The following is a 26,535-nucleotide window of genomic DNA, read 5'->3' on the forward strand; positions in this document are numbered from 1 at the left end:
GGTCTCTCCTTCACCGAGACGTCGGGTGGCCGGGGATCCGCAGCCGGACGGCCGGCCGGATCAGGTCGGGGTCGGCGCCGACCGCGTCCCGGTTGGCGGCGTAGAGCTCGGGCCACCGCGCGCCGTCGCCGAGGTGCTCGGCGGCGAGGTCCCAGAGCGTGTCCCCGGGGCGGACGGTGACGGTCGGTCGCTGCTCGGGCCCCCGCTGGTGCGCGCGCCCGTGAGGGCGGTCGGGCAGCGGGAGGCCGGCGAGGGCGGCGGCCACCACGCGAGCAGCGGTCCGCGGCGGTGCCTCGCCACCGCCGGACGCGGTGCTCGCCGGCACGGCCAGGCCGGCGACGGTGACCGCCCCGCACGCCAGCAGCAGGATCCGCCGCAGCGGTGCGGGCACCCCCGGCACCCGGGCGGCCGGGCCGCCCCGGGCCTCGAGTGCGACGGCGGTGGCGACGACGACCAGCCAGCAGGTCGCGACCGCCCCCACGACGGCACACCAGCGGACCAGCGCCCCGTCGAAGCCGCCGGCGGGTGCCGCGGCGACCCGGGCCAGCCACAGCCCGAGGGCGACCGTCGGCGCGGTCGTCGCGCACCAGGTGGCGAGACACCGGTGAAGCGGAGCGACCATCCCGAGACCCGTTCATTGCGTTTGCGTACGTTTGCTTCACTCTGCGTCAGTCAACGCTCGGAGTCAATTGTTCGTCCACAGCGGTGCGACCCGGCGCGTCACCCGGTCCGGGTGGTGCGGGCGACCCGTGGGGCGACGACACTGCGACCTGTTCTCGAGAGGAGCGCCATGTCCCAGGGCGGCGACGTCCAGCAGGCCCGTGCAGCGCGCTGGCTGACCCCGATCCGGCTCAACGGGCTGGTCGCGGTGCTGTTCATGATCGGCTCTGCCTGCTTCGTCATCGGCTCGGTGCCGGCGTACCTGGACGCCGTCGGGACCACCGTCGACGGGGTGACCTACTTCGTCGGGTCGATCTTCTTCACCTCGGCCTCGCTCGGGCAGCTGCTCCAGGCCCAGACGCCGGAGATGACCGGCGTGGACGAGGTGGGGCAGCACCGGCCCACGCGGGTGCGCTGGCGGGCGTGGCTCCCGCACGACCGCAACTGGCTCGCGGCCGTGACGCAGTTCCCCGGCACCCTCTTCTTCAACGTCTCCACGTTCGCGGCCCTGGCCGACTACACCAGCTTCCAGGACGAGGACCAGCAGGTCTGGCGCCCGGACTTCCTCGGCTCCACGCTGTTCCTCGTCGCGAGCGCGTTCGCCCTGCTCGCCCTCGAGGAGCATCGGATCCGCGCCCAGCTCCGGACCCTCCCCGGGCAGATCGCGTGGGTCAACATGCTGGGCTCGGTGCTGTTCATGCTGTCCGCCGTCGCGGCCTTCGTGCTCCCGAGCGGGAACCTCGTGGACGACGCACTCGCGGTGAGCGGCACCCTGTTCGGCGCCGTGTGCTTCTTCATCGGTGCCGCCCTGATGCTCCCGGCCTGGCGCCACGAGGTGCGGGCCGCCACCCCCGAAGGAGGAGGCGCATGACGACCACCGAGACGACCTCGCGGTCCCGCGAGGAGATGGTGCGGCGCGGCAAGGCCAACCGCGCCGAGGTCCCGCTCGAGGAGCTGGCGCGTCTGGATCCCGGGGACGACCGCGACGTGGTGGCCCTCATCGCCGCCCAGGGCGAGACCAGGGTGCAGGAGCTGCTGCCGGTGCGGCACGCCCGGATGGCGTCCAGCCCGTTCGCCTTCTACCGCGGGGCGGCGCTGCCCATGGCCGCCGACCTGTCCAGGACCCCCAGCAGCGGCATCGCCGTCCAGCTCTGCGGTGACGCGCACCTCGCGAACTTCGGGATCTACGCCTCGCCCGAGCGCAACCTGGTCTTCGACCTCAACGACTTCGACGAGACGCTCCCGGGCCCGTTCGAGTGGGACGTGAAGCGGCTGGTGACCAGCATCGAGATCGCGGGCCGCGCCAACGGCTACGGTCGCAAGGAGCGGCGCAGGATCCTGACGGCCACCGCGGCGGCGTACCGCGTGGCGATGCGCGAGTTCGCCCGGCAGCCGCTGCGCGACGTCTGGTACTCGCACGTGCGCATCGACGAGGACCTGGCGCGGGCGAAGGAGCACCTCGTGCCGGAGCGCTACGAGGCGGTCGTGGCGATCCTCAAGAAGGCGCGCAGTCGCGACACCGCCCAGGCGATGCGCAAGCTGACCACCGTCGTCGACGGGCGGCGCCGGATCCTCAGCGACCCGCCCCTGGTCGTCCCCGTCGAGGAGCTCCTGCCCGACCACGCGGTCGACGACATCTACGAGGTGCTGAACGGGGTCATCGACGACTACGCCGCCACCCTGCCGTCGAACCGGCGGCACCTGCTGCACCAGTACCGGCTGGTCCACGTCGCCCGCAAGGTCGTCGGTGTCGGCAGCGTCGGCACCCGCGCCTGGGTCCTGCTCCTGGAGTCGCTGGACGGCACCGACTGGCTGTTCCTGCAGGCGAAGGAGGCCCAGGAGTCGGTGCTGGCGCCCTACGCGGGAGCGAGCGCGTTCGAGAACCAGGGCGAACGGGTGGTGGCCGGGCAGCTGCTCATGCAGGCGGTCAGCGACCCGTTCCTGGGCTGGCAGCGCAGCGTCGACGTCACCGGCGTGCAGCGGGACTACTACCTGCGCCAGCTGCGCGACTGGAAGGCGTCCCTCCCCGTCGAGCAGATGCTGCCCACGGGCATGCACCTCTACGGACGGCTGTGCGGCACCACCCTGGCGCGCGCCCACGCCCGCTCGGGCGACCGCGTCACCATCGCCGCCTACCTGGGCAAGAGCGACCGGTTCGAGCAGGCGATCGCCGAGTTCGCCCAGGGCTACGCCGACCTCAACGACCAGGACCACGCGGCGGTCGTCGCCGCGATCGCCGGCGGGGCGCTCCCGGCCGCGGAGGGTTGAGGTCGCTCCGGCCGGGCACCCTGGGTCACATGGCGTGGGAGGAGGACCTCTTCGCGGTGCTCGACGAGCTCGAGCAGCAGGCGGAGGCCGCCTTCGGCGCCGAGCGTGACGCCGAGCTCGCGGACCGGAGCCGGAGCGTCTACCGCGAGGTGACGCTCGCCTCGCGGCTGATGGCGTCCGTCGGCGCGGCGGTCCGGCTCGAGGTGACCGGGGTGGGGCCGGTCGAGGGGATGCTCGAGCGGGTCGGCGAGGGCTGGTGCCTCATCGGCGGCTCTGGCCAGGACTGGGTGGTCTCGCTGCCCGCCGTGACCGCCGTCCTCGGCGCCGGGCCGCGCTCGGTACCGGAGGTCGCGTGGTCGCCGGTCGCCCGGCTCGGGCTCGGCTCGGCGCTGCGGCGCATCGCCGAGGCGGGGGAGCGCTGCGTGGTGCACCTGCGGGACGGGACGTCCTACGACGTGGCGCCGCGCCGCGTCGGTGCGGACTTCGTCGACGCCGTGGCCGGGGAGGGCCGGCCGGTGCTGCTCGCCCTCGCGAGCGTGGCGGCGGTCCAGAGCCGCTGACGGTCGCCGGGGGCTGGGCTCAGGTGGCGTCGGCGTCGTACGGCGGCAGCTCGCCCTCGGCGAGCGGTCGCAGCCCCCGGCGGGTCGGCCGGACCGGCTCCTCGTCGTCCTCCTCGAGGGCCTCGGCGATGTGACGACGCACGATCTCGCGGGGGTCGAGGTCGCTCAGCTCGAGGTCGGCGTAATCAGGCCCCAGCTCCGCCCGCAGCTCGTCGCGCGCCGAGCGCGCCAGCTGCCGGCCCTTGCGCACCATCTGGCCCGCCTGCTTGGCGAGGTCGGGGAGGCGGTCGGGGCCGAAGACGAGGACCGCGATGAACACCAGGACCGCGAGCTCCGGCAGGCCGACCCCGAACACGCGACCAGCCTAGAGCTTGTTGGCGGGGGTCAGGCCGAGCTGCATCCCGGCCAGGCCGCGACCCCGCCCGGCGAGCCGGTCGGCCACGGCGGAGAGGACCCGGGCACCCGGTGAGGTGGGGTCCGCCTCCACGATCGGCTTGCCGACGTCGCCGCCCTCACGCAGGGACGGGTCGATCGGCACCTGGCCGAGCACGGGAACGTCGTAGCCGAACCGCGCGGACAGCGTGGCGGCGACGCGCTCGCCACCCCCGGTGCCGAAGATCTCCAGCCGGTGCTCCACGCCCTCCTCCGCACAGTGGGGGCACGGCAGCCAGCTCATGTTCTCCACGACGCCCACGACCCGCTGGTGCATCATCGACGCCATCGTCCCGGCGCGCTCGGCGACCTCGGCGGCGGCCTCCTGGGGCGTGGTCACCACGACGACCTCGGCGCCGGGCAGGTGCTGCCCCAGCGAGATGGCCACGTCGCCGGTGCCGGGCGGCAGGTCGAGCAGGAGGACGTCGAGGTCGCCCCAGTAGACGTCGGCGAGCATCTGGACCAACGCTCGGTCGAGCATCGGGCCGCGCCACGCGACCACCTGGTCGCGGCGCGGCTTGAGCATGCCGATGGAGATGACCGAGACGCCCGATGGCGTGGGCACCGGCATGATCAGGTCCTCGACCTGGGTCGGACGCTGGTCGGCGACACCGAGCATCGCGGGGACCGAGTGCCCGTAGATGTCGGCGTCGACGATGCCCACCTTCAGGCCCTGCTGCGCCAGCGAGAGGGCCAGGTTGACCGTGACCGAGGACTTGCCGACCCCGCCCTTGCCGCTCGCGATCGCGTAGACCTTGGTCAGCGAGCCGGGCTGGGCGAACGGGATCTCACGCTGGGCCTGCCCACCACGCAGCGTCTCCTGCAGGCCGGCGCGCTGCTCGGCGCTCATCACCCCGAGGGTCAGGTCGACCCCGGTGATGCCGGCGACGGCCCCGACGGCAGCGGTGACGTCGCGGTTGATGGTGTCCTTCATCGGGCACCCGGCCACCGTCAGCAGGACCGTGAGGCGGGCGACGCCGGCCTCGTCGACGGTGACCGACTCGACCATGCCGAGCTCGGTGATCGGACGCTTGATCTCGGGGTCGTTGACGGTCGCGAGCGCGGCGTCGACCTGCTCGAGGAGGGTGTTGCTCATGATCCCCGAGTCTACGGGGGGCCTAGGTGGGCACGCTCTCCGGCTCGTCGTCCGGGCGCGCGGGTCCGCGCTCCCCGGCCCGCTCCTCGAGGTCCTCGAGCAGGCCGCGCAGCTCCGAGCGCAGGAAGTCGCGGGTCGCGACCTCGCCGACCGACATCCGCAGGGACGCCACCTCGCGGGCCAGGAACTCCATGTCGGCGTGCGCCCGGGCGTCGGCCTGCCGGTCCTGCTCGGCGATCACCCGGTCACGCGCCTCCTGGCGGTTCTGGGCGAGCAGGATGAGCGGGGCGGCGTACGACGCCTGCAGGCTGAGCATCAGGGTCAGGAAGATGAACGGGTACTCGTCGAAGCGCAGGTCCGGCGGCGCCGCGATGTTCCAGACGACCCAGAACGCCACGAACAGGGTCATGTAGATGAGGAACTGCGCCGTGCCCATGAACCGCGCGAACTGCTCGGCGAAGACGCCGAACGTGTCGGAGTTGTAGGACGGGCGCCGCACCAACGGAGGGCGGCGCAGGTCCTTGGGGGTGTCCAGGCGGGGGGTCCGGTCGCTCATCCGTCCGCCCCCTGCGTGACCGGGCGGTCGCGCCACCCCTCGGGCAGCATGTGGTCGAGCAGGTCGTCGACGGTCACCGCGCCCAGGAGGTGGCCGTTGTCGTCCACCACCGGCGCGGCCACGAGGTTGTACGTCGCCAGGTGGGCCGCGACCTCGTCGATGCTCGCCTCGGGGCGCAGCGACTCCATCGAGTCGTCGAGCGCCCCGGCGACCAGGGTCGAGGGCGGCTCGCGCAGCAGCCGCTGGATGTGCGCGACGCCGAGGAACTTGCCGGTCGGCGGCTCGAGGGGCTGGCGGCACACGTAGACGAGCGCGGCCAGCGACGGCGTGAGCTCGGGGTTGCGGACGTGGGCGAGCGCGTCGGCGATGGTGGCGTCCGGTCCGAGGATGACCGGCTCGGGCGTCATCATGCCGCCCGCGGTCTCCTCCTCGTAGGACATCAGTCGGCGCACGTCCTCGGCCTCGTCCGGCTCCATCAGGCTCAGCAGCGCCTCGGCCGTCTCGGGCGGGAGGTCGGCGATGAGGTCGGCTGCGTCGTCGGCCGACATCTCCTCGAGGATGTCGGCGGCCCGCTCGTGGTCGAGGTGGCCCAGGATGTCGACCTGGTCCTCCTCGGGCAGCTCCTCCAGGACGTCGGCCAGCCGCTCGTCGTCGAGGGCGGCGACCACCGCCGAGCGGCGCTCGAGGGGGAGGTCGTGCAGCATGTTCGCCGCGTCGGCGGGTCGCATCTCGTTCAGCGCGGCGATCAGGTGGGTCGCGCCCTGGGACTCCTCGCGCCCGGTGAGGCCCTCCACGTCGCGCCACTCCACGACGTGCGTCTGGCCCCGCCGTCGCAGCCCCTTGGCCGGCTCCTGGATGGCCACCCGACTGAGCACCCAGTCACGGTTGCGCGCCTGCTCCATCGCGACGTCGTAGACCGTGCCGGTGACCCCGGTATGGGGGACCCGGACGGTGCGGTCGAGCATCTGACCCATCACCAGCGTCTCGGTCGGCCGCTGCTCGAAGCGGCGCATGTTGAGCAGTCCGGTCGTGTAGACCTGGCCACTGTCGATGTTGGTGATGCGGGTCATCGGGACGAAGATCCGCCGCCTGCCGAACACCTCCGCGACCAGCCCGAGGACCCGCGGCTGGTGGACCTCCGAGCGCACCGCCGCCACCAGGTCGCGCACCTTGCCGACCTGGTCGCCCTGCGGGTCGAAGATCGGCAGCCCGACCATGCGGGCCGCGTAGACGCGGGCGGGGGTGGAGCTCACGGGGCAACCGTAGCGAGAAGTCGTGCGCCGACCCGGGCAGCCGTGCGGCCGGTCGGCTCAGCCGGCCGGCGGGGGCAGCAGCGTGGACAGCTGGCCGGGGTCGGCCACGCTGCCCTCGACCGGCGGCAGCCCGAGGTACTTGGTCACCAGGTTCGCGATGGCCGAGCCCCGCAGCGGCTGCGGACCGGTGTTGCCGAGCTGGGCGCTGACCGGGCGGGCGTACTGCCGGTTGAGGTTGTAGAGCGTCGCGTGCGGGGCGACACCGGGCCCGGCGACGATGATCGGGATCCGGTACGACGTCAGCCGGGTCTCCGGTGCGGACTGGCGGGTGCCGCCGACGTCGGCGGTCACCACCAGCAGGGTGTGCCCGGCCAGGGTGCTCGACGAGTCGATGGCCGAGCGCAGCGCCGCCACCTGGCTGTCGAACGCCGCGACCGCGCTGCCGTAGGTCGCGCTGGTGTAGCCCGCGTTGTTGCCGGCGCTCATCAGGCCCCGCAGGTGGACGAACGTCACGTGGGCCGGGTCGTCGGTCAGGCTGGCGGTGGCCTGGGAGACGACGTCGGCGTCCGACGTCCCGACGTAGGACGTGTCGATCTTGTTGGTGCCGCTGCTGACGCCGCTGGTGTCCGGTGCCCCGTTGGTGACGTCGTAGCTCGAGACGATGCGCTCGTCGCCCGGGACGTCACCGAAGAACGCGGTGCGCATGCCGTGGTCGTGCGCCACGTCGAACACGCTGGGGACGTAGGCCCCGGCCGCCGCGGCGACCGTGGTCCCGGGGTCTGTCGAGGTGCCGACCCCGGTGCCGCCGGCGGCGAGCTCGGTCGGGCGACCGGTGAGGATGCTGACCGCGCCGCCGAGCGGCGACGCGCTGGTCGCGTCGGAGCGGGCGTTGAGCGCGAACGCTCCCTCGGCCATCAGGTCGTGCAGCGCCGGGGTGGAGGCGATCTTGGTGCTCCGCACCGCCTGGGCGGTGAGTCCGGGTGCGTCGACGACGACGACGTTGGTGATGCCGGCGGCCTCGGACTCCGCGGACGGGAGGAGGGCGTCGCCGATGATCACCGGGTGGTCGGTGGTGCGCTTGACCAGCGGCGTCTGCACCATCTGGTAGCCGACGAACTGCAGGCCGGGGGAGCCCATCACCCAGTCGACGCGGGCCTGGGTGGGCATCTGGCACCGGTCGCCGACCAGGCCGCCTCCGGCAGCCGCGCTCATGCGGGCGTCCCGGGCCACCCGGCAGAAGTAGGCGTCGCGGTCGTTCTTGTCCCCGGTCACGATCACGGGGATCAGCGGGTACTGCGCGCGCAACCGGTTGACCAGGGCGACCTCCCGGGCGGCGGCGATGTTGCGCCACTTCTGGGCGTTGCCCCGGGCGTCGGCAGGCTGGTGGGAGTTGTAGACCCAGAGCTGGCGGCCGGTCTGCACGTTGCGCAGCAGGACGTACGGCATCGGCAGCTCGTTGCCGTGGAAGTACGGGATCTTCATCGTGTGGGACTCGACCAGGGTCCAGCTGCTGCGGCGCCAGATGATGGAGTTCTGCATGGCCGCGCTGGACAGCTGGTCGCCGGGGAAGATGCCCCAGGTGCTCTTCGTGAGCTGCTTGAACCGCTGGAACTGAGGCTTCTGGAACTCCTGGAGGCCCACCACCGAGGGCTTGAGCTGGTCGAGGATCCGCACCATGTAGCCGGTGCGGGTGACGCCGTCGGCGAACTTGCTCCGGCCGCCCTTGCCGGTGTGACCGGCGCCGAGGGTGTTGAAGGAGCTCACGCGCACCGTGGTCGGCCGGTCGTAGGACGGCGCCGTGCCGGGAGCGGCCGGCACGGTGGCGACCGCGGCACCGGTCGAGGCGAGCACTCCGGCGACCCCGACCGCGCCGGCGGCGAGGGCCGGGACGACCGTCGCGCGCACCCCCCGCCGCAGGCGTCGGGTGGAGGCGGACCGGAGCTGGGGAAGCGGCATGAGGAGGTCCTTCGTCGTCAGAATCGTCCGAGCACGACGAGTCACATCAGACCCGCCAGTCACACGAGTCACCCTAAGAACTGCCTGAGCCCCGGCCTACGGCGCAGGCCGATCGTTATCGATTCGTGACCTTTCCATTGCGTGTCTTACACCGATGTAATTCGCTAGGAGTGCTAGAAGATCGGCGCGCAACCCGCGGTGCTGCCCGCGGTCGGGCGCGCCGGGCGGTTCGGCTACCCTCGGGGCAGTCCGCGCGGGGTGCGCGATCGAGTGAGGGGACCGGGTGGGTCGACGAGACGGTGCGGTGACCGACGTCGTCGTCGAGACCGACGGGCTGGTCGTCGCCGGATCCGGTGACTTCCCCGTCGACGTCTGGTTCGACGACCGCCGGATCTTCTCCTTCTGGCTGCGCCGCGACACGGTGGCCCGCCGCAGCCGGCGGTTCCTCGCCTGGCCGCCGGTGCTGCTTCCCTACCTGGACGGCGAGACCGAGGTCTCCCTGCGCGATCCGGACGACGGCAGCACGTGGGTGTCGGCGACCGCCCGGATCGGCACCGGCACGGGACGGATCCGTGTCGAGGACTCCAGCGGGAACCCCCTGGGCCTGGACAAGGCCGGCAAGCTGATGCGCCTGTTCGGCGAGCGCAGCAGCGCCCACCTGGTGCCGCTGCTGGACGCGACCGAGACGGTGCTGGCCGCGCTCCGGGAGGCCGGTGTCGAGCCCTTCATCGCCTACGGGACCCTCCTCGGGGCCGTCCGCGAGCAGAACTTCATCGGCCACGACTCCGACGCCGACATCGGCTACGTCAGCCACCACCAGACCCCGGTCGACGTGATCATCGAGTCGTTCCGCCTCCAGCGGCTGTTGCAGGACCAGGGCTTCCCGGTCGTGCGCTACAGCGGCCTGGCCTTCAAGGTCGTCGTGCGCGAGTCCGACGGCCGCTCCCGCGGCCTGGACGTCTTCGGCGGCTTCGTCACCGACGGCAAGCTCTACCTGATGGGCGAGGTCGGCCACCCGTTCCGGACCGAGTGGATCTGGCCGCTGCGCACCGTCACGCTGGCCGACCGGCAGCTGCCGGCGCCGGCCGTCCCCGAACGCCTGCTCGAGGCCATGTACGGACCGAGCTGGAGGGTGCCGGACCCGGCGTACAAGTTCGAGACGCCCCCCGAGACGGTGCGTCGGCTCAACGGCTGGTTCCGCGGCACCCGCGTGGGGCTGGACCGGCGCTACGAGCTGCGCCGCGAGCGCCAGCTCGAGGTCGGGCGCAAGCCGAGCGCGTTCGTCGCCTGGGTGCGTCGCCAGGAGCCGGACGCGACCCGCTTCGTCGACGTCGGGTGCGGGTCGGGAGCAGACGTCCTGTGGCTGGCGCGCCGCGGTGCCGCGGCCACGGGGCTGGACTACATGCCGCGCCTCTACCGCCGGTCGGCGAGCGTCGCGCGGCGACGCGGACTGGACGCGCGGTTTGGGTGGCTCAACCTCAGCGAGCTCCGCTCGACGCTCTCGACCGGGGCCTGGCTGGCGCGGGAGCCCGGGCCGTGCATCGTGACCGCCCGGCACGTCCTCGACGCCACCGACCGGACCGGCAAGCGCAACCTGCTGCGTCTGGCGCGGATGGCGACCCGCCGAGGAGGCCGCCTCTACGCCGAGGTGCAGGTCCGGGCCACGCCGGCCGCGGCGGCGACCGACGTCCGCCCGGTTAGGATCAAGGTCCTCCGCAAGCTCGTCGACGAGTCCGGTGGGCGCGTGGAGCACGTGGCGTGGCTCGACGAGGACGACCGGCTCCTGGACGACCCGCACGAGGCGTCCGTCTGCAGATTGGTGATCACATGGGAGTGAAGAGTGCTGCGCGGCGGCTGCTGCCGCGAGGCGACGTGGACGCCCGGATCGCCCGGCTCGAGGGCGAGGTGCAGGAGTGCCGTCAGCTCCAGCTGCGGCTCGCCGAGCTGTACGACGTCGTCACCGAGCTGCTGATCCCGATCGCCGACCGGGACGAGGAGAAGGCCCGCGAGCTCCTGGCCCGCTACCGGGCCGGGCTGTCCCCGGACTCGGGCTCCTCGGGCGATGCCTGACCGGGTCTTCCTCCACATCGGGCTCCCCAAGACCGGGACGACGTACCTCCAGCGGTCCCTCTGGGCGAACCGGGAGCTCCTGCGCGAGCGGGGGCTGCTGCTGCCGGGCTCGGGTCACCGGGCCCACCTGCTCGCCTCGCTCGAGCTGCGCGAGGACCCGAGCCTGGCTCGCCGGGCCGGTCCGGACGCCCGACCCTGGACCGACCTGGTCACCGAGGCGGGCCGCTTCGACGGTGACGTCCTCGTCACGCACGAGTTCTTCGGCGCCGCCTCGCAGGAGCAGGTGCGCCGGGCCGTGGCGGCCTTCCCCGGGTCGCGGGTCGAGGTCCTGGTCACCGCCCGCCCGATGGTCGACCTCGGGATCTCCCGCTGGCAGGAGTGGATCAAGAACGGCGCCCGTGGCGCCATCGACGACTACCCGCCGGGTGCGGGCTACGACCCGGCCGACGAGTGGGGCTGGGGGAGCTTCGACCTCGACGACGTGCTGCGCCGGTGGGGGTCGGTGATCGACCACGACCGGATCCACGTGCTCCCGCTCGCGCCCGGCAGCCCCCCGGTCGAGCTCCTCGAGCGCTTCCTCGGGGTGCTCGGCCAGGACCCGGCCGGGCTGCGGCTGCGCGACCGGCCGTCCAACGAGACCCTCGGCCTGGTCGAGGTCGAGCTGCTCCGGCGCGTGAACCGCCACCTCCGCGGCTTCCGCAGCGCGTCGGACCGCGGGACCTGGATCCGCGGCTACCTGGCGGGCGTGATCGCGTCGGGCCGCGAGCGGATCCGACCCGGTGACGACACCCTCGCCGAGCTCGAGCTGCGGGGCGAGCGGGCGGTCGCCCGGCTCGCCGACGGCTACGACCTGCGGGGCGAGGTCGAGTGGCTGCGGCCCTCGGACGTGAGCGACCGGCGGCAGCCCGGCGAGGTCACCGACGGCGAGATGCTGGAGGCGGCCACGCGGGTCATCGCCCAGCTGATGTCCGACCTGCGGGAGCGCTCGCCGGCCGGCCCGCACCGGGCTCCGGCGCCTGCGCCGCCGCCGACCACCGGCGTGTCCGGCCTCGCACGTCGGCTGCGCCCCGGACGGGGGAGGACGCGTGCGTAGTGCCCGCGCGCTTTCCACCGTCGTGGCCGTGGTCGCCGTCGCCGCGGGGTGCTCGCCCGCGTCGGTGAGCCAGGCCTCGCAGCAGCCGCCGTCACCCGTCGGGTCGACCGCGCCGGCGTCGGGCGCTCCCGGCGCACCGGGCGGCCCGGCCACGGGGGCACCCGGTGGTGCGCCGCCGTCGCCGGTGACCCTGCCGGGCAAGGGCTCACGCCAGTCCCTGCGCCAGCTGCGGGACCTCACCCAGTCGATGGCCGACGGGATGACCACGACGTCGTTCCGCGTCGCGACGTTCAACGTCCTCGGCGCGAGCCACACCGTCGCCGGTGGCCGGCACTCGGGCTTCGCGGCGGGCCAGGTCCGGATGCCGTGGGCGCTGGGCCTGCTGCGGTCCGCCGGGGTGGAGGTCGCCGGGCTGCAGGAGCTGCAGCCTCCGCAGATCGACGTCCTGCGCCGACTGGCCCCGGGCTGGGACCTGTTCCCGACCGCTGGCGCCGCTCGGATCTCGCGGGCCAACTCGATCACGTGGGACTCCACCAGGTGGAGCCTGCTGCAGGGACACACCTTCCCCGTGCCGTACTTCTTCGGTCACCCGGTGCAGATGCCCTACGTGCTGCTGGAGAACCGGGCGACCGGGCTCCCGGTCTGGTTCGTCAACGCCCACAACCCGGCCGACGCGCACGGCCCGGCGCAGCAGTGGCGCGCCGAGGCGGTGCGACGGGAGGCGAACCTGGTGACGTCCCTGGCGGCCACGGACATCCCCGTGGTGCTCACGGGGGACATGAACGACCGCGCCGACTTCTTCTGCGCGATCACCGCCCTCACCGAGCTGCACGCCGCAGCGGGGGGCGACCACGACGGTGGCTGCCACCCGCCGGCCGGCGTGGGGGTCGACTGGATCCTCGGCACGCCGGACGTCTCGTTCGACCGGTTCGTCGTGCAGCGCGGCGGTCTCGTCGCTCGGACCTCCGACCACCCGTTCCTCTACGCTGACGTCTCGGTCGGTCCGTCCCAGGTCGAGGGGCCCTGACCCCCGAACCCGTCGAGGAAGGCAGCGACAGCACCCCATGGCTCACCGGATCGTCCTGCACATCGGTGCCATGAAGACGGGGACCAGCTTCGTCCAGTCCGCGCTCAAGGCCGACCCTGCGGCGCTCGCGCACGGTGGGGTGGAGTTCCTGGAGAACTTCGGCGTGCAGACCCGGGCCACCCTGGACCTGCTGCGGTTCGGGAGCGCCGACCCGCCGAAGCGACCCCACCGGTGGTCCGAGCTGGCCCGCGCCGCGCGCGAGAGCGACGCGGAGACCGTGCTGGTCTCGATGGAGTTCCTCAGCTTCGCCCGGGGTGCACCGGTCGAGCGGGCGCTCGCCGAGCTCGCCGGGCTCGACGTCCGGGTGCTCCTCACGGTGCGCGACCAGACCCGGGTGCTGCCGGCCCAGTGGCAGACCCTGGTGCGCAACATGGGCACGGACTCCTGGGCGGAGTACCTGCGCGCGATCAGGCGCAAGCGCCGTACCCGGGCCTGGCGGACCTTCCACCGCGCGCAGGACGTGCCCGAGATCCTCGACGAGTGGTGCACCCGCACCGCGGTCACCGTCGTGACCGTCCCACCGCCGGGTGCTGCTCCGGACGTGCTCTGGTCCAGGTTCTGCGAGGCGGCCGGCATCGCGGTCCCACAGATCGACCTCGGGGCGCTGCGCGCGAACCCCTCGCTCGGCTATGCGTCGTGCGACTACCTGCGCGGGCTCAACGAGCACCTGCCCGACGTCGCCCCGAAGAAGTACCGGTTGGCGGTCCGGCCGTTGGTGCGCGCGGCCCTGGTCGGTCTCCGCTCCGACGAGCAGCGTCCGGCGCTGGACCGGACCGCAGCCGAGTTCGCGCTCGACCTGAACCGCCGGGCCCGAGACGCCGTGGCGGCGCACGGGTGCCCGCTGGTGGGCACGGTCGACGACCTCCCCGTCGACGCCGACCTCGGCGCCTTCCCCGGTCGCGTCGAGGCGCCCGACCCGGCACAGGTCCTGCGGGCCGCGCACGCCGGCTGGGCCTACGCCGCGAGACTCGACGGCGGCGCGGTCCCGCCCGACGGGCCGCCCACGGACCTGGCGGCGACCCTGCGCGACACGGCGCGTCGGCTGACCTCGTCGCACGACTGGGCGTGAGCGACCGTACGGAGACGATCACGGCGACGAAGCCACAACTCTCAGGCGGCGGTGCTAGCGTGCTCGACCGGTGGCCCTGGTTTCGGACACGGGTGCTCCGAGGGCGTCGCCGCTGAGAGGTAGGGGGAGCTGGATGTCAGGCAGGTCGTGGAAGGCCGGTGCCGTCACGCTGGTCGCAGCGTTCACGCTGGTCAGTGGAGCGCTGGTCGAGAGCGCGCCGACCGGGGTGTCGGCAGCCCCGGCTGCGAAGGCGCCGGCCCAGAAGGCTCGGTGGGCGCCGCAGGAGGGCGCCAAGTTCAACGTGCCCCGCTCAAGCCTCGACAACGAGCTGCGCCTGGAGCGCCAGGTCATCGGCGCGATCAACCACTCGCCGAAGGGCTCGCTGATCCGCTTCAGCATGTTCTCCTTCGACCGGATGCCGGTCGCCAACGCCCTGATCCGTGCCAAGAAGCGCGGGGTGAGCGTCCAGGTGCTCGTCAACAACCACGAGGTCACCCACGCCCAGCGCGTGATGCGCAAGAAACTCGGCAAGAACCGCAAGAAGAACAGCTGGATCTACCAGTGCACCAACGGGTGCCGCTCGACCGGCGAGAACCTGCACGACAAGTTCTACCTGTTCTCGCAGTCGGGTGCCGCGCGCTACGTCGTGATGACCGGCTCGATCAACATGAAGCTCAACGGCGCGGCCAACCAGTACAACGACCTGTGGACGCACAACAACGACGCCGAGCTCTACGGCGCCTTCCTGGACCTGTTCACGCGGCTCAAGCGCGACAAGCAGGACCACCCCGGCCACATCACGTACAACATCGACGACGGTCGGATGCGCCTGGAGACCACGCCGTTCCACGGGCCGGGTGACAAGGACCCGATCATGAAGATCCTGGCCCCGGTCAAGTGCACCGGCGCCACCGGCAGCACCGGCACTCACGGCCGCACCATCGTCCGGGTGATCATCCACGCCTGGAACGCCGAGCGCGGCAACCGGATCGCCAAGCGGATCCGGAACCTCTACGCGCAGGGTTGCGACGTCAAGCTGCTCTACGGCTTCACCGGCGCCCAGGTGCGGGCGACGCTCAGCAAGCCGACCTCGCGCGGCCGCGTCCCGATCCGCTCCACCGGCTACGACACCCGCGGTGACGGCGGCGTCCTCGACGGTGAGCTCGACCTCTACACGCACCAGAAGAATCTGTTCATCTCCGGCCACTACGGCACCAGCCGCAACACCCAGCTGGTCGTGACCGGGTCGAGCAACTGGACGGTCGACGGCATGCGCGGTGACGAGGAGATCTTCACCATCAACGGCATGGGCGCCTACCCGTACTACGCCAAGGACTTCAACTGGCTCTGGAAGAGCCGGTCGCACAGCGTCAGCTGGAGCCCGACCTCCGGCGCGGACTACCACCCGGCCATCCTCGACGCCCCGCCGACCGAGAGCGGCGGCATCGACGGCCGCCGGATGGTCGACGACCCGGGCTCCTACGAGCCGGCCCCGAGCGGCCCGTTCTGGGAAGGCGACTGATCGATAGGTCACCCACGACGACCGGCTGACGCCCGGGTGCCGATGGCACCCGGGCGTCACTCGTCCCACGGGCCTGGGCGGGTCCGGGCCTGGCGCTGCCGCGGTTTCGCCAGGGGATGCAGGTGAACCTGCGCCTCCCGTGGCGTGCCCGCCGTGGGAGGTGTCGGTTCACCGACAGACCGTGATGAACCTTCGGTGGCTGGGCGAGCGCGGTCGCGGGCAGGTCGACGGATCAGTCGTCGTCGGCGTCGCCCGCGGCCTCGGCGAACAGCACGGCGCCGAGGGCGCGCACGGCCGCGTCCAGCCGGACCGCGTCGCTCTGCGAGCCGGGGTCGACACCCGGTACGGCGACGGGTCGCAGCTCGGCGAGGTCGCCGGCGACCGGGTAGCCGCCCTCCGTGAGGGCGGCGACGATGCGGTCGGCCTCGTCGTGCAGCCAGGCGGGGGGCTCGAAGCCGATCATGTCCTCGGGCTCGGCCTGGGCGGCGATGATGCGGCGCGCGAGCCGCTTGACCCGGGACTTGGCCTGGGGCTGGTCCGGCGTCGCCAGGTTGAGCAGGCGCAGGACCTCGGTCGAGGCCGCACCCAGGGAGGGGTTCGACCGGGTCGACCGGTGCCACGCTGCGGGGCCGATCCCGGCGACCTCGGCGAACCGGTCCCACAGCAGGTGGGAGGGCGATCCCGGCGGGGGCACGGTCACCACGTGGACGTCCGCCGCGCCGAGCACCTCGGCCCACCGGGCGGCGATCCGGTCGGCGCCCTGCTGACGCCAGAACGGCCGGCCCGCCTCGTCGTGGCGGCGGATGCCCTCGACGTACTCCTCCCACGACCTGGTGGCCCGGTTCTTCACCGACTCCTGCCACTGCGACGGCACGGCCCGGCCCAGGTCGCGCACCGTCATCACCGCGCGGACCTCGGAGGACGGGAACCGGTCGCGCAGCCGTTCGATCGCCGGCCGACCGACCGCTGCGAGGTACTCCATGGAGATGATCGCCGTGCCGTCGTGTCCGTCGACCTGCGCGCTGAGCTCCGCCCAGGCCCCCGAGCCGTGGTGCTTGCCGCCGATCAGGTCCGAGATGCCCCGGACCTGGGTGGCCCACCTCGCCCCGCCGGGGAAGAGCAGGCCCTGCTCGGCGAGCAGGTCGGTGTTGGCGGCCAGTCGGCCCTGGATGAAGGAGGTTCCGGTCTTCATCAGCCCGATGTGAACCACGACCGTCCTCGCCACGGCGCGAGCGTAGCAGCGGCTCCCGGTGCCCCTGGGGGCTGCCGATGCGGCGTCGGACGGACCGTCCCTCAGCGGCGCGGGCAGAACCAGAGGGTCGTGCCGGCGGCCTTCTCCTTCTCGCACGCGGCCGGGTCGGCGACGGCGGGGAGGGTGAGCGTCGCGCGCACCATCGGGTGGTCGCTGACCCCACGGTCCTTGGTGCTGAAGTCGGTGACGAAGGAGCTGAACTCGATGTCGGGGGTGCCGAAGATCCAGTCCACGTTGGTGTGCTGCGGCAGCGTGCAGTGACCGTTGTCGGTCACCCCGTCGGCCGAGTGCATCCCGGTCGCCGCCGCGAACGGGCAGGCGAACTCGGAACGGTCGTTCATGTCTCCGGTGAGGACGACGGGCGCCTCGGCCTTGAGCCGGTTGGCCTCGGCGGCCTCGATCGCCCGGGCCGCGGCGCGGTAGCCGGCGGCGTTGCCGTGCGCATCGGCCGGGTTGTGGAAGTTCATGAACCAGACCCGTCGGCCGGAGTCGCGGTTCTCGAGCAGGATGACCGGCATCGGAACGCGGTGGCCGAAGAAGTACGGCACCGACAGTGTGTGCGCCTCCACGAGGCTCCAGTCAGCGGACCGCCAGGCGATCGAGTTCTGCACGTCGACGTGGGTGCCGTGCAGGACACCGGGCCACACGTCGTACTCACCGCCGGCCATCGACTCGAAGGCGCGGTACTGAGGCTCCTGGAACTCCTGGAGCCCCACGACGCTGACGCCGTGGGCCCGCAGCAGGCCCACCGTGGACGCCATCCGGGCCACGCCGCTGCGCGCCCCACGGGACGCGGAGTGGCTGGCGCCCAGGACGTTGAAGCTCGCGATGGTCACGGACGTGGCCTGGAGGTCGGTCGGGTCGACCCGGCTGAAGCCCCGCGCTGCGTACCGCGACACGACGACCTTCCGCTGGGCCTCGGGCGTCGGGCGCAGGGTCGTCGACTCCAGGACGCGGTACCTCGGCGTCCGGGTGGCCGGAGCGGGCTCGGGAGCCGGCGCCGCTGCCGCAGCGTCGTTGCCGGCGGAGGCCGGCGCCGCCGGGTCGGGCGACGACACGGGGTCCGGCGGTGCGCTCGGGTCGGCGACGGTCGGGCTGTCGACCAGCGCCGCCGTGACGTATGACACAGGGTGCAGGGTCCCGACCCCGACAGCGGCCAGGGTCACGAGGGCCGCGAGCACGCCGGCCGGACCGACCAGGCGGATGCGGCGAGAGGCTCGCCGGCGACCGGAGGAGCGGGGATTCCCGCGTCTGCGCAGGCGGGACGGCCGCTGCGCCTTCCGCGCACCACCACGTCCTTGCACTGCCTGCCTCCAGCTCGGTCGTCCCGCAGCCCCGGCCACGATAGTGGAAGACCGCCGTCCGGTGTGATTCGTCGCTCACCCGGACCTGGTGTGGGCGCCCGACGCGCGCGGTAGCCTCGCCGCCGGAAGCCCGATCACCGAGGAGCCGAGCATGAGCCGCCTAGCCCAGACCGACGGACTGACCGAGGACCAGCGGGAGATCCTCAAGGCCGTGCGGACGTTCGTCGACGAGAAGATCCTGCCGGTCGCCACGGAGCTCGAGCACGCCGACGAGTACCCCCAGGAGATCGTCGACGGGCTGAAGGAGCTCGGCGTCTTCGGGCTGATGATCCCCGAGGAGTACGACGGGCTGGGCGAGTCGCTGCTGACCTACGCACTGTGCGTGGAGGAGATCGCGCGCGGCTGGATGAGCGTCTCGGGCGTCATCAACACCCACTTCATCGTCGCCTACATGATCATGCAGCACGGCACCGAGGAGCAGAAGCGCAAGTACCTGCCGCTGATGGCGGCCGGCGAGGTGCGCGGGGCGTTCTCGATGTCCGAGCCGGGCCTGGGGTCCGACGTGTCCGCGATCACCTGCAAGGCCACCCGCGACGGGGACGACTACGTGATCGACGGCCAGAAGATGTGGCTGACCAACGGCGGCTCCTCGACCCTGATCGCGCTCCTGGTCAAGACCGACGAGGGTGCCGACTCGGTCTACCGCAACATGACGACGCTGCTGGTGGAGAAGCCGACCGGCTTCGGCGAGGTCGCTCCCGGCCTGACCATCCCCGGCAAGATCGACAAGATGGGCTACAAGGGCGTCGACACCACCGAGGCGGTCTTCGAGGGCCACCGGGTCTCGGCCGACCAGGTCCTCGGCGGCCAGACCGGCAAGGGCTTCTACCAGATGATGGACGGCGTCGAGGTCGGCCGCGTCAACGTGGCCGCCCGTGCCTGCGGGATCGCGCTGCGCTCCTTCGAGCTCGCCATCGACTACGCCCAGCAGCGCGAGACGTTCGGCAAGCCGATCGCCCAGCACCAGGCGATCATGTTCCGCCTGGCCGAGATGGCCACCAAGATCGAGGCCGCCCACGCGATGATGGTCAAGGCCGCTCGGATCAAGGACAAGGGCGAGCGCAACGACGTCGAGGCCGGGATGGCCAAGATGCTGGCCGCGGAGTACTGCAACGAGGTCGTGCAGGACTCCTTCCGCATCCACGGCGGCTACGGCTACTCCAAGGAGTACGAGATCGAGCGGCTCTACCGCGAGGCCGCCTTCATGCTCATCGGCGAGGGCACCAGCGACATCCAGAAGATGATCATCGGGCGAGCCCTCCTCAAGGAGTACGCCGCCAGGTGACCCGGGACCGCAGGACGATCCTGCGCTGTTCGTCGTCCGGTCCCGGCGCGTTCTCCCGGACGACCCCTTCGTGGCGGAGACTGGGGCCCGTGACGACGTGCAGCGGGACGGGCCGCGATGGCTGAACGCGTGGTGCTCCACGTCGGGCTGCTCAAGACCGGCACCAGCTACCTGCAGGAGCGTCTCGGTTCCCGGCGACGCTTCCTGAAGGACCAGGGCATCTGGTTCCCGGGGTGGCGCCGCCAGGTCGACGGGGTCGTGGACGTGCTGGACATCGGACGTCGGCCTCGCCCCGACGACGCACCCGGCGCCTGGGACGACCTGGTCCGGCGGCTCCACGCCTGGCCCGGAGACGCGGTGGTCTCGATGGAGTTCCTCGGACCCGCGGCCCCGCCGAAGATCGCGGCGGTGGTCTCGTCGCTGGCACCGATGCCGGTCCAGGTCGTCGTCACGGCCCGCGACCTCAACCGGGTCCTCCCGGCGATGTGGCAGGAGACCGCGAAGAACGGTGCCACCACGCCGTGGCCGGACTACGTCGCGGCCGTGCGGGACGACGTCGGCCCCGGTGCCCGGTTCTGGCGCGAGCAGCGGGCCGCCCGCGTCGTGCGCAACTGGGCGGACGCGGTGGGGCTGGGGAACGTCACCGTGGTCACCGTCCCCCCGCCGGGAGCGCCTGCGGAGACCCTGTGGGACAGGTTCTGCCTGGCCGCCGGGCTCGACCCCGCGCTGTGCCCGCCGGTGCAGCCGGCCAACGAGTCGCTGGGGGTGGTCTCGGCGGAGGTGCTGCGCCGGGTCAACGTCCGGCTCGAGGGTGCCGGGCTGCCCTGGCCGGCGTACTCCAAGACGGTGAAGTTCGACTTCGCGAAGCGGCTGCTGGCCACGCGTCGTGGCGAGGAGCCGGCGCTGGGGTGCCCGGTCGAGCCCTGGCTCGAGAAGCGGGCTGCGAGCATGCGGCGCAACCTCGCGGAGACCGGGGTGCGGGTGGTCGGCTCGCTCGACGACCTGGTCCCGGTCGACGTCCCGGGGGTGTCGCCGGCGGACCTGGCGACCGACGAGGTCCTCGACGTGGCGGTCGCGGCGCTGGCCGAGGTGCTCCGCCGGCAGGCGGAGGAGGTCGCCCGGGCGAAGGCACGGGGCGACGAGGCGTGACGCGAGCGGCAGTGGGGCCAAGGGCGCGACCGGCCCGGCGCGTCGTGCTGCACGTCGGGACCATGAAGTCGGGGACGACCAGCATCCAGTCCTTCCTGTTCGGCCAGCGCGCAGCGCTGGTCGAACAGGGGGTGCTCCCGCTCGGGCGGCGCTGGAACGAGCAGGCGCACGGGGTGCAGGCGCTGATCGATCGTCCCGAGGCGCCCGACGACCGCTGGCTGCGCCTGGTCGAGCAGGCCCGGGCGTGGGACGGGACCTCGGTGATCTCCATGGAGTACCTCGGGCCGTTCCTCCCGCACCGGGTCGAGGCCGCGGTCGCGAGCTTCGGCGACCTCCCCGTCGACGTCGTGGTGACCCTGCGGGACCTGAACCGGACCATCCCGTCGCTGTGGCAGGAGGTCGTCCAGAACGGGCGGTCCTGGTCCTGGCCGGACTACCGCGCCGGCGCCCGCGACGCGCGTCCGTGGCACCCGGACCCGCCTCGTGTCGTCAGCGAGCCGGGACGGACGTTCTGGCGCCAGCAGCACGCCTGCCGCATCGTCGACCGCTGGTCGTCCGTGGTCGGGGTCGACCGCGTGACGGTCGTGACACTGCCGGCACCCGGGGCGCCGCGGAGCACCCTGCTCGACCGTTTCGGGAGGGCGGTCGGGTTCGACCCGTCGGGCCTGGCCGCTCCCGCGTCGCAGAACACGTCGCTGGGAGCGGCGTCCGCGCAGCTGCTGCAGCGCGTCAACGCCCGCCTGTCCGACCTCGGGCTGGGCGACTCCGACGCCCGAGCCGTGCGCAAGGCCCTCCTCGCCAAGCAGGTCCTCAGCGCGCGCCGGGATCAGGAGCAGCCGATCGGTCTCGAGGTGGAGCCGTGGGTGGTCGGCACCGCGGGGGAGCTGGTGACCCGCCTCGGCGCCACCGGGGTGCGGCTGGAAGGGGACTGGCACGACCTGGCACCGGTCGCCGCCCGCGGTGTGGACCCCTCCGCCACGTCGGAGGAGGACCTGGTGGCTGCGGCCCGGTTCGGGTTCGACGGGCTCCGCGAGGTCCTCGCCGACCGGCCCGTCGGCGCGGACCTGCCCCGGTGGGGCGATCCCGACGACGCGGACGGAGCCGTCCGGGCCCTCGCGGACCTGGTGCGGGCGAGCGTGCGGCAGGCCGACCGGACCCGTCCGTGACCGTCCGGCGGCCCCGGGTCGCCGCGCTCACCGTCGTACGCGACGAGGCGGCGATGCTGCCGCGGTGGGTCGGCTACTACGGTGCCGAGCTCGGTCTCGACCACCTGCTGGTCGTGGACGACCGGTCGACCGACGGGTCGACCGACCACCTGCCGTGCCGGGTGCTCCGGCACGACGGCTTCGCGCCGGGTCGGTTCGAGAAGGACCGCATGCGGCTGGTGAACCGGCTGGCGTCCGAGCTCCTGGTCGACCACGACGCCGTGCTCCTCGCCGACGCCGACGAGCTCCTGCTCGCCGATCCGGCTCGCTACGACGGCCTGCTCGACTTCGTGGTGCGGCGCCCGGAGCTCGACGTGGCTGCGGGACTCGGGGTCAACGTCGTGCACCACCTCGACCTCGAGGGTCCGCTCGTGGCCGAGCGTCCGGTGCTCGGGCAGCGGCGGTTCGTGAAGCTCGTCGGCAAGCTCTCCAAGCCCGCCCTCAAGCGGATCGACGAGCCCTGGGTCCGGGCGTCCCACGGGATCCGGGCCCCCTTCGTCCCCGACCGCGGTCTGCTGATGGTGCACCTGAAGTTCGCCGACCTCGACCTGCTGCGCCGGACCGCCGACATGCGACACGCGGTGCGGCGCGAGGCCGGTCTCTCCGAGGCGAGCGCATGGGCCCGGACCGGGGACGAGATGGCGGCGCAGCTGCGCTCCTTCCTGACCGGAGGCGAGGACGTGCCGGAGCTCGACCCGCAGGCCGTGGACCCGGCCGCCCTCGTCCGCCGGTTCGGCGACGAGTGGACGGCGACCGGTCGCCGGCAGCTGCGGACCATGGTCGAGGCGCCGCTGCTGCGCCTCCCGGAGCGCTTCCACGCGCTGGTGTGAGAGGGACCCCGGAAGTCCCTGGCCCCCGGCGCTGCTCGCGTGCCATGGTGAGGCATGACCGACTCGAGGGACAACGACGACCTGAAGGCGAAGATGCGCGAGGCCCTGGATCGGAAGAACACCCAGGAGAAGGGCGTGCACCAGGACGGCCCGGTGCGGGAGAAGGCGCACGGGTCCGAGGTCGCGGGCGGTGGCCCGAGGACGCACCGGCGCAAGGCCGGGGGCGGCGGGTCGTGACCGACCGCCCGCAGGGAGAGCGCCCTGTGGGATAAGCCACGGTGCGCTCGGGGTGCTCCGGCGGGCAGAGTGTGCCCATGCAGTTCGGACGCAGCTACGAGGAGTTCGAGGTCGGCGCGACCTACCAGCACTGGCCCGGCAAGACGGTGACCGAGTACGACGACCACCTGTTCTGCCTGCTCACGATGAACCACCACCCGTTGCACCTCGACGCGCACTACGCCGAGGAGACCACCCAGTTCGGCAAGAACGTCGTGGTCGGCAACTACGTCTACTCGATCCTGCTCGGCATGAGCGTGCCGGACATCTCCGGCAAGGCGATCGCCAACCTGGAGATCGAGTCGCTGCGCCACGTCGCGCCGACGTTCCACGGCGACACCCTCTACGGCGAGACGACCGTGCTGGACAAGTGGGAGTCCACCAGCAAGGACGACCGCGGCGTCGTGCACGTGGAGACGATCGGCTACAACCAGGACGGCAAGGTCGTGTGCATCTTCCGCCGCAAGGTGATGGTGCCCAAGCAGAACTACCTCGAGGCCCGTGGCGGCGAGCAGCCGGGCCGCCCCGTCCCCCAGCCGGACAAGAACTGGCAAGGCGCCGCGGACTGAGCTCGCGAAGTCCGCGTCAGCGCCGCGGGTTGAGGAGCGTCGGGTCAGGGCGGAGCGCAGCGACGCACTGACCGACGCGTCTCGAAACCGGCCCGAAGACGAGCAGGCGGCGGCCAGTAGGTCGACGTTTGGTCACCAACCGCACGTTCTCGGCCCGAATACGTGCGGTTTGTGACCAATCCGCGCAACCACGGCGGGCCCGCGGGACGGTGCCGTAGGTCTCCGTTTCACCCCGCGCGGCCCCGGGCAGGGTCCCCGGGTGAGCACCACCACCGACGACGTACGGCGGCCGCCGGTCGCCGAGGCCGACGACCGCGCCTTCTTCGGGCACCCCCGACCCCTCGCCAACCTCTTCGGCGTGGAGATGTGGGAGCGGTTCAGCTTCTACGGGATGCAGGGCATCCTGCTGATCTACCTCTACTACGGCGCCGCCGAGCGCGGCCTGGGCATCTCCGAGGCCACGGCGACCCAGATCGTCGGGGCGTACGGCGGCGGCGTCTACCTCGCGACCATCGTCGGCGCCTGGCTGGCCGACCGGGTGCTCGGCCCGGAGCGGACCCTCTTCTACGCGGCGGTCGTGGTGATGAGCGGGCACATCGCGCTCTCCGCCATCCCCGGCCTGGCCGGCGTCACGGTCGGCCTGGTCCTCATCGCGCTGGGCAGCGGGGGAGTGAAGGCGAACGCCAGCTCGCTGGTCGGCTCGCTCTACGCCGAGGACGACGAGCGCCGCGACGGCGGCTTCTCGCTGTTCTACATGGGCATCAACATCGGCGCCTTCGCCGGACCGCTGCTCACCGGCCTCCTGCAGGAGGACTGGGGCTTCCACGCCGGGTTCGCGCTCGCCGCCGTCGGCATGGCCGCCGGGCTGCTGCAGTACTCCATCGGCCGCCGCCGGCTGCCCGATGCGACGCGGGCCGCGCCGCACCCGCTCGCGGCGACCGAGCGCCTGCGGTACGCCGGAGCGGCGGTCGTCGCGCTCGGCCTGCTCGTGGTGCTGCTCGTGTCCGGTGTCGTCGCCGCCGACAACCTCTCCGACACCGTCATCTGGGTCACCGTCGTCGCCGCGGTCGCCTACTTCGCCGTGATGCTGGCCAACCGCAGGATCAGCTCGGTGGAACGCAGCCGGGTGTGGTCCTTCGTGCCGCTGTTCGTGACCAACGTGGTGTTCTGGTCGCTCTACCAGCAGCAGTTCACGGTCGTGACGATCTACTCCGACAAGCGGCTGGACCGCGACCTGTTCGGCTGGGAGATGCCGGTCTCGTGGGTGCAGTCGATCAACCCGGTCTTCATCATTGCGCTGGCGCCGGTCTTCGCGGCCGTGTGGACCCGGCTGGGCCCGAGGCAGCCGTCGACCCCGGTGAAGTTCGGCATCGGCACGGTGCTGATGGGGGCGGCCTTCCTGCTGTTCCTCCTGGTGCCCGGCGGAGAGAACACCGCCCCGCTGCTGGCGCTGGCCGGCATCCTCCTGGTCTTCACGATCGCCGAGCTGTTCATCTCGCCGGTGGGCCTCTCGCTGTCGACGAAGCTCGCGCCGCGACAGTTCGCCACCCAGATGGTGGCCCTCTACTTCCTGTCGATCGCGCTCGGCACCGCCATGTCGGGCAAGCTGGCCGGCTCCTACGACTGGACCGACGAGACGGCGTACTTCCTGTGGCTGGGTCTCGCGGCCGTCGCGACCGGCGTCGTGGTCCTGCTCGCGACGAGGCCGATCAGGAGGCTGATGGCCGGGGTGCACTGACCCGGACGGGCAACAGCCGCGGCGCGAAGGCCGGCGCGAGCGGGATGATGCCCAGCACCAGCACCATCGGGACCGCGAAGCCGACGCGGAGCGAGTCCTGGCCGACCAGCCCGGTCATCACCGACCCGAGCAGCGCGCCGATGTAGTTGAACTGGTTGAACCGGCCGATCACGGCGTCCACCCGCGCCTGTCGCACGGCGGGGGTGAAGCCCTCACCGCCGGCGATCCTCGCCGCAGCCGAGAAGCTGAGCGGGGCGACCACCGCGACCCCGGCGCCGAGGATCGCGAAGCCCAGGACCGCGACCTGCCAGGTCGGCGAGAACACGACGACCGCCAGGGCGCCGGCGCCGACCAGGGCGCCGATCCGCAGCACGGGCACCGGGCCGAACCGGGCGACCAGCCGGTCGCCGGCCAGGCGCATCGTCCCGCTCGCGAGCAGGTAGCAGAGCGCCGCGAGGGCGACGTACCGCTGCGGGGTGTCGAAGGTGTGGTCGAGGAACAGCGGTCCCCAGGTCTGCACACCGGTGTCGATCATGTAGAAGAGCACCATCGCGACGCCGACGAGCACGATCGGGCGCCACGGCACGGCGGCCGAGGTCTCGAGCTCGGTCGGGCCGTGGTCGCGAGGCAGGAACGGCCCGAGCGCGACGACCAGCGGCAGGACGCCGAGGGCGGCGCCGGCGGCCAGCGGGAGCCCGGAGGTGACCAGGGTGAGCGCGGCGCCGATGATGCCGCCGAAGGTCCACGCGCCGTAGAACGACGGCAGGATCGGCCGCTCGTAGCGGTGCTCGAGCGCGACGGCCTGCATGTTCGAGCAGGCGTCGACCATGCCGAGGCCGAAGCCGTAGACGGCCAGCCCGCCGACGAAGAACGGCGTCGCGGGGGCGGTGCAGAGGATCGGCACGCCGACGGCGATCACGACCAGGCCGGTGCGCAGCAGGATCGCGCTGTTGAGACGCTTGGCGAGCACCTCGGCGGCCACCGACCCGACGCCGGCGAGCAGGATCATCATCAGCAGGAGCAGCGAGAGCTGGACGTCGGTGAGCCCCCACTTGTCCTGGAAGTCGGGGAGCCGGGTGGTGAGGCTGAGCAGCACGAGTGCCTGCACCAGGAACGCGGTGGCGGTCGCGGCACGTGCCCGGCGCAGGTCCATGGGCGGCATCGTGGCACGCCCGGGGCGCCGACCACCGCGTTGCGGCAAAACCGGTGCTGCCGGCGAGCTGGTGCGCGACGATGCCCCGAGCA

Annotated in this window: 25 protein-coding genes; 16 read left to right on the forward strand and 9 right to left on the reverse strand. The window is 72.6% G+C overall.

All coding sequences use genetic code 11. The annotated features are described in order from the left end of the window. Positions 1-10: 10 nt before the first annotated feature. Positions 11-622, reverse strand: coding sequence for a LysM peptidoglycan-binding domain-containing protein (locus tag ACILRH_RS12830; RefSeq protein WP_395693852.1), 612 nt, complete (start codon positions 620-622; stop codon positions 11-13). Between the two features lie 168 nt (positions 623-790). On the opposite strand from ACILRH_RS12830, the gene ACILRH_RS12835 reads away from it, so the two are divergent. Genes ACILRH_RS12835 through ACILRH_RS12845 form a run of 3 tightly spaced genes read left to right on the forward strand, consistent with a single transcriptional unit; the run spans position 791 to position 3,488 of the window. After that, positions 791-1,531, forward strand: a complete 741-nt coding sequence (locus ACILRH_RS12835) for a hypothetical protein (RefSeq protein ID WP_395693854.1) — start codon at positions 791-793, stop codon at positions 1,529-1,531. Then, complete coding sequence (locus ACILRH_RS12840; protein WP_395693856.1) at positions 1,528-2,928, forward strand: DUF2252 domain-containing protein; 1,401 nt, start codon at positions 1,528-1,530, stop codon at positions 2,926-2,928. The genes ACILRH_RS12835 and ACILRH_RS12840 overlap by 4 nt, the downstream gene beginning before the upstream one ends. A 29-nt stretch (positions 2,929-2,957) precedes the next feature. Next, complete coding sequence (locus ACILRH_RS12845; RefSeq protein ID WP_395693857.1) at positions 2,958-3,488, forward strand: hypothetical protein; 531 nt, start codon at positions 2,958-2,960, stop codon at positions 3,486-3,488. Between the two features lie 19 nt (positions 3,489-3,507). Here the strand turns inward: ACILRH_RS12845 and ACILRH_RS12850 are convergent, their stop codons facing one another. From ACILRH_RS12850 to ACILRH_RS12870, 5 genes are read right to left on the reverse strand one after another with little or no spacing between them, the layout of a single operon-like run. Further along, complete coding sequence (locus ACILRH_RS12850; protein WP_395693859.1) at positions 3,508-3,843, reverse strand: sec-independent translocase; 336 nt, start codon at positions 3,841-3,843, stop codon at positions 3,508-3,510. Between the two features lie 9 nt (positions 3,844-3,852). Then, complete coding sequence (locus ACILRH_RS12855) at positions 3,853-5,016, reverse strand: Mrp/NBP35 family ATP-binding protein (protein ID WP_395693861.1); 1,164 nt, start codon at positions 5,014-5,016, stop codon at positions 3,853-3,855. 22 nt (positions 5,017-5,038) lie between these two features. After that, entirely contained in the window at positions 5,039-5,572 is a 534-nt protein-coding gene (locus tag ACILRH_RS12860; protein ID WP_395693862.1) for a DUF1003 domain-containing protein, read from the reverse strand. After that, positions 5,569-6,825 (reverse strand): magnesium transporter MgtE N-terminal domain-containing protein, encoded by a 1,257-nt coding sequence (locus tag ACILRH_RS12865; protein WP_395693864.1) that lies wholly within the window; start codon positions 6,823-6,825, stop codon positions 5,569-5,571. The genes ACILRH_RS12860 and ACILRH_RS12865 overlap by 4 nt, the downstream gene beginning before the upstream one ends. A gap of 57 nt (positions 6,826-6,882) precedes the next feature. Further along, entirely contained in the window at positions 6,883-8,781 is a 1,899-nt protein-coding gene (locus ACILRH_RS12870) for an alkaline phosphatase family protein (RefSeq protein ID WP_395693865.1), read from the reverse strand. A 304-nt stretch (positions 8,782-9,085) separates the two neighbouring features. On the opposite strand from ACILRH_RS12870, the gene ACILRH_RS12875 reads away from it, so the two are divergent. The 6 genes from ACILRH_RS12875 to ACILRH_RS12900 all read left to right on the forward strand — a co-directional run bounded on the left by ACILRH_RS12875 (position 9,086) and on the right by ACILRH_RS12900 (position 15,622). After that, on the forward strand, positions 9,086-10,618 hold the full coding sequence (locus ACILRH_RS12875) for a hypothetical protein (protein WP_395693867.1): 1,533 nt from the start codon (positions 9,086-9,088) through the stop codon (positions 10,616-10,618). Beyond that, positions 10,609-10,851 carry a DUF6752 domain-containing protein gene (locus tag ACILRH_RS12880; RefSeq protein WP_395693869.1) on the forward strand — a complete coding sequence of 81 codons (243 nt, stop codon included), beginning with the start codon at positions 10,609-10,611 and terminating at the stop codon, positions 10,849-10,851. The genes ACILRH_RS12875 and ACILRH_RS12880 overlap by 10 nt, the downstream gene beginning before the upstream one ends. Further along, the gene (locus ACILRH_RS12885; protein WP_395693870.1) at positions 10,844-11,944 is read left to right on the forward strand and encodes a hypothetical protein; all 1,101 of its coding nucleotides are present in this window, start codon (positions 10,844-10,846) and stop codon (positions 11,942-11,944) included. The genes ACILRH_RS12880 and ACILRH_RS12885 overlap by 8 nt, the downstream gene beginning before the upstream one ends. After that, positions 11,937-12,971 (forward strand): endonuclease/exonuclease/phosphatase family protein, encoded by a 1,035-nt coding sequence (locus ACILRH_RS12890; RefSeq protein ID WP_395693872.1) that lies wholly within the window; start codon positions 11,937-11,939, stop codon positions 12,969-12,971. The genes ACILRH_RS12885 and ACILRH_RS12890 overlap by 8 nt, the downstream gene beginning before the upstream one ends. A 70-nt stretch (positions 12,972-13,041) precedes the next feature. Continuing rightward, the gene (locus ACILRH_RS12895; protein WP_395693873.1) at positions 13,042-14,100 is read left to right on the forward strand and encodes a hypothetical protein; all 1,059 of its coding nucleotides are present in this window, start codon (positions 13,042-13,044) and stop codon (positions 14,098-14,100) included. Between the two features lie 133 nt (positions 14,101-14,233). Continuing rightward, a complete protein-coding gene (locus tag ACILRH_RS12900) occupies positions 14,234-15,622 on the forward strand; it encodes a phospholipase D-like domain-containing protein (protein ID WP_395693875.1) in 1,389 nt (462 codons plus the stop codon). Positions 15,623-15,854: 232 nt separating this feature from the next. On the opposite strand, the gene ACILRH_RS12905 is transcribed toward ACILRH_RS12900, so the two are convergent. Continuing rightward, the gene (locus ACILRH_RS12905; RefSeq protein ID WP_395693876.1) at positions 15,855-16,814 is read right to left on the reverse strand and encodes a hypothetical protein; all 960 of its coding nucleotides are present in this window, start codon (positions 16,812-16,814) and stop codon (positions 15,855-15,857) included. Positions 16,815-16,915: 101 nt separating this feature from the next. Continuing rightward, positions 16,916-18,001, reverse strand: coding sequence for an endonuclease/exonuclease/phosphatase family protein (locus ACILRH_RS12910; RefSeq protein ID WP_395693877.1), 1,086 nt, complete (start codon positions 17,999-18,001; stop codon positions 16,916-16,918). A 328-nt stretch (positions 18,002-18,329) separates the two neighbouring features. Here ACILRH_RS12910 and ACILRH_RS12915 point away from each other — a divergent pair, with 328 nt between their 5' ends. From ACILRH_RS12915 to ACILRH_RS12945, 7 genes are all read left to right on the forward strand, one after another. After that, the gene (locus ACILRH_RS12915; RefSeq protein WP_395693878.1) at positions 18,330-19,523 is read left to right on the forward strand and encodes an acyl-CoA dehydrogenase family protein; all 1,194 of its coding nucleotides are present in this window, start codon (positions 18,330-18,332) and stop codon (positions 19,521-19,523) included. Between the two features lie 117 nt (positions 19,524-19,640). Further along, the gene (locus ACILRH_RS12920; RefSeq protein ID WP_395693879.1) at positions 19,641-20,672 is read left to right on the forward strand and encodes a hypothetical protein; all 1,032 of its coding nucleotides are present in this window, start codon (positions 19,641-19,643) and stop codon (positions 20,670-20,672) included. A 62-nt stretch (positions 20,673-20,734) separates the two neighbouring features. Beyond that, positions 20,735-21,838 (forward strand): hypothetical protein, encoded by a 1,104-nt coding sequence (locus ACILRH_RS12925; protein ID WP_395693881.1) that lies wholly within the window; start codon positions 20,735-20,737, stop codon positions 21,836-21,838. Further along, on the forward strand, positions 21,835-22,707 hold the full coding sequence (locus ACILRH_RS12930; protein WP_395693883.1) for a glycosyltransferase family 2 protein: 873 nt from the start codon (positions 21,835-21,837) through the stop codon (positions 22,705-22,707). Before ACILRH_RS12925 ends, ACILRH_RS12930 begins: the two co-directional genes overlap by 4 nt. A gap of 54 nt (positions 22,708-22,761) precedes the next feature. Beyond that, positions 22,762-22,944, forward strand: coding sequence for a DUF5302 domain-containing protein (locus ACILRH_RS12935; RefSeq protein ID WP_395693884.1), 183 nt, complete (start codon positions 22,762-22,764; stop codon positions 22,942-22,944). 77 nt (positions 22,945-23,021) lie between these two features. Then, the gene (locus ACILRH_RS12940; RefSeq protein WP_395693886.1) at positions 23,022-23,552 is read left to right on the forward strand and encodes a MaoC family dehydratase; all 531 of its coding nucleotides are present in this window, start codon (positions 23,022-23,024) and stop codon (positions 23,550-23,552) included. Positions 23,553-23,811: 259 nt separating this feature from the next. Next, positions 23,812-25,290 carry a peptide MFS transporter gene (locus ACILRH_RS12945; protein WP_395693887.1) on the forward strand — a complete coding sequence of 493 codons (1,479 nt, stop codon included), beginning with the start codon at positions 23,812-23,814 and terminating at the stop codon, positions 25,288-25,290. Here ACILRH_RS12945 and ACILRH_RS12950 read toward each other — a convergent pair. Next, complete coding sequence (locus tag ACILRH_RS12950; RefSeq protein WP_395693889.1) at positions 25,262-26,443, reverse strand: MFS transporter; 1,182 nt, start codon at positions 26,441-26,443, stop codon at positions 25,262-25,264. The genes ACILRH_RS12945 and ACILRH_RS12950 overlap by 29 nt on opposite strands. Positions 26,444-26,535 lie beyond the last annotated feature (92 nt).

It is taken from the genome of Nocardioides sp. (assembly GCF_044226765.1).
Classification (GTDB): domain Bacteria; phylum Actinomycetota; class Actinomycetes; order Propionibacteriales; family Nocardioidaceae; genus Nocardioides.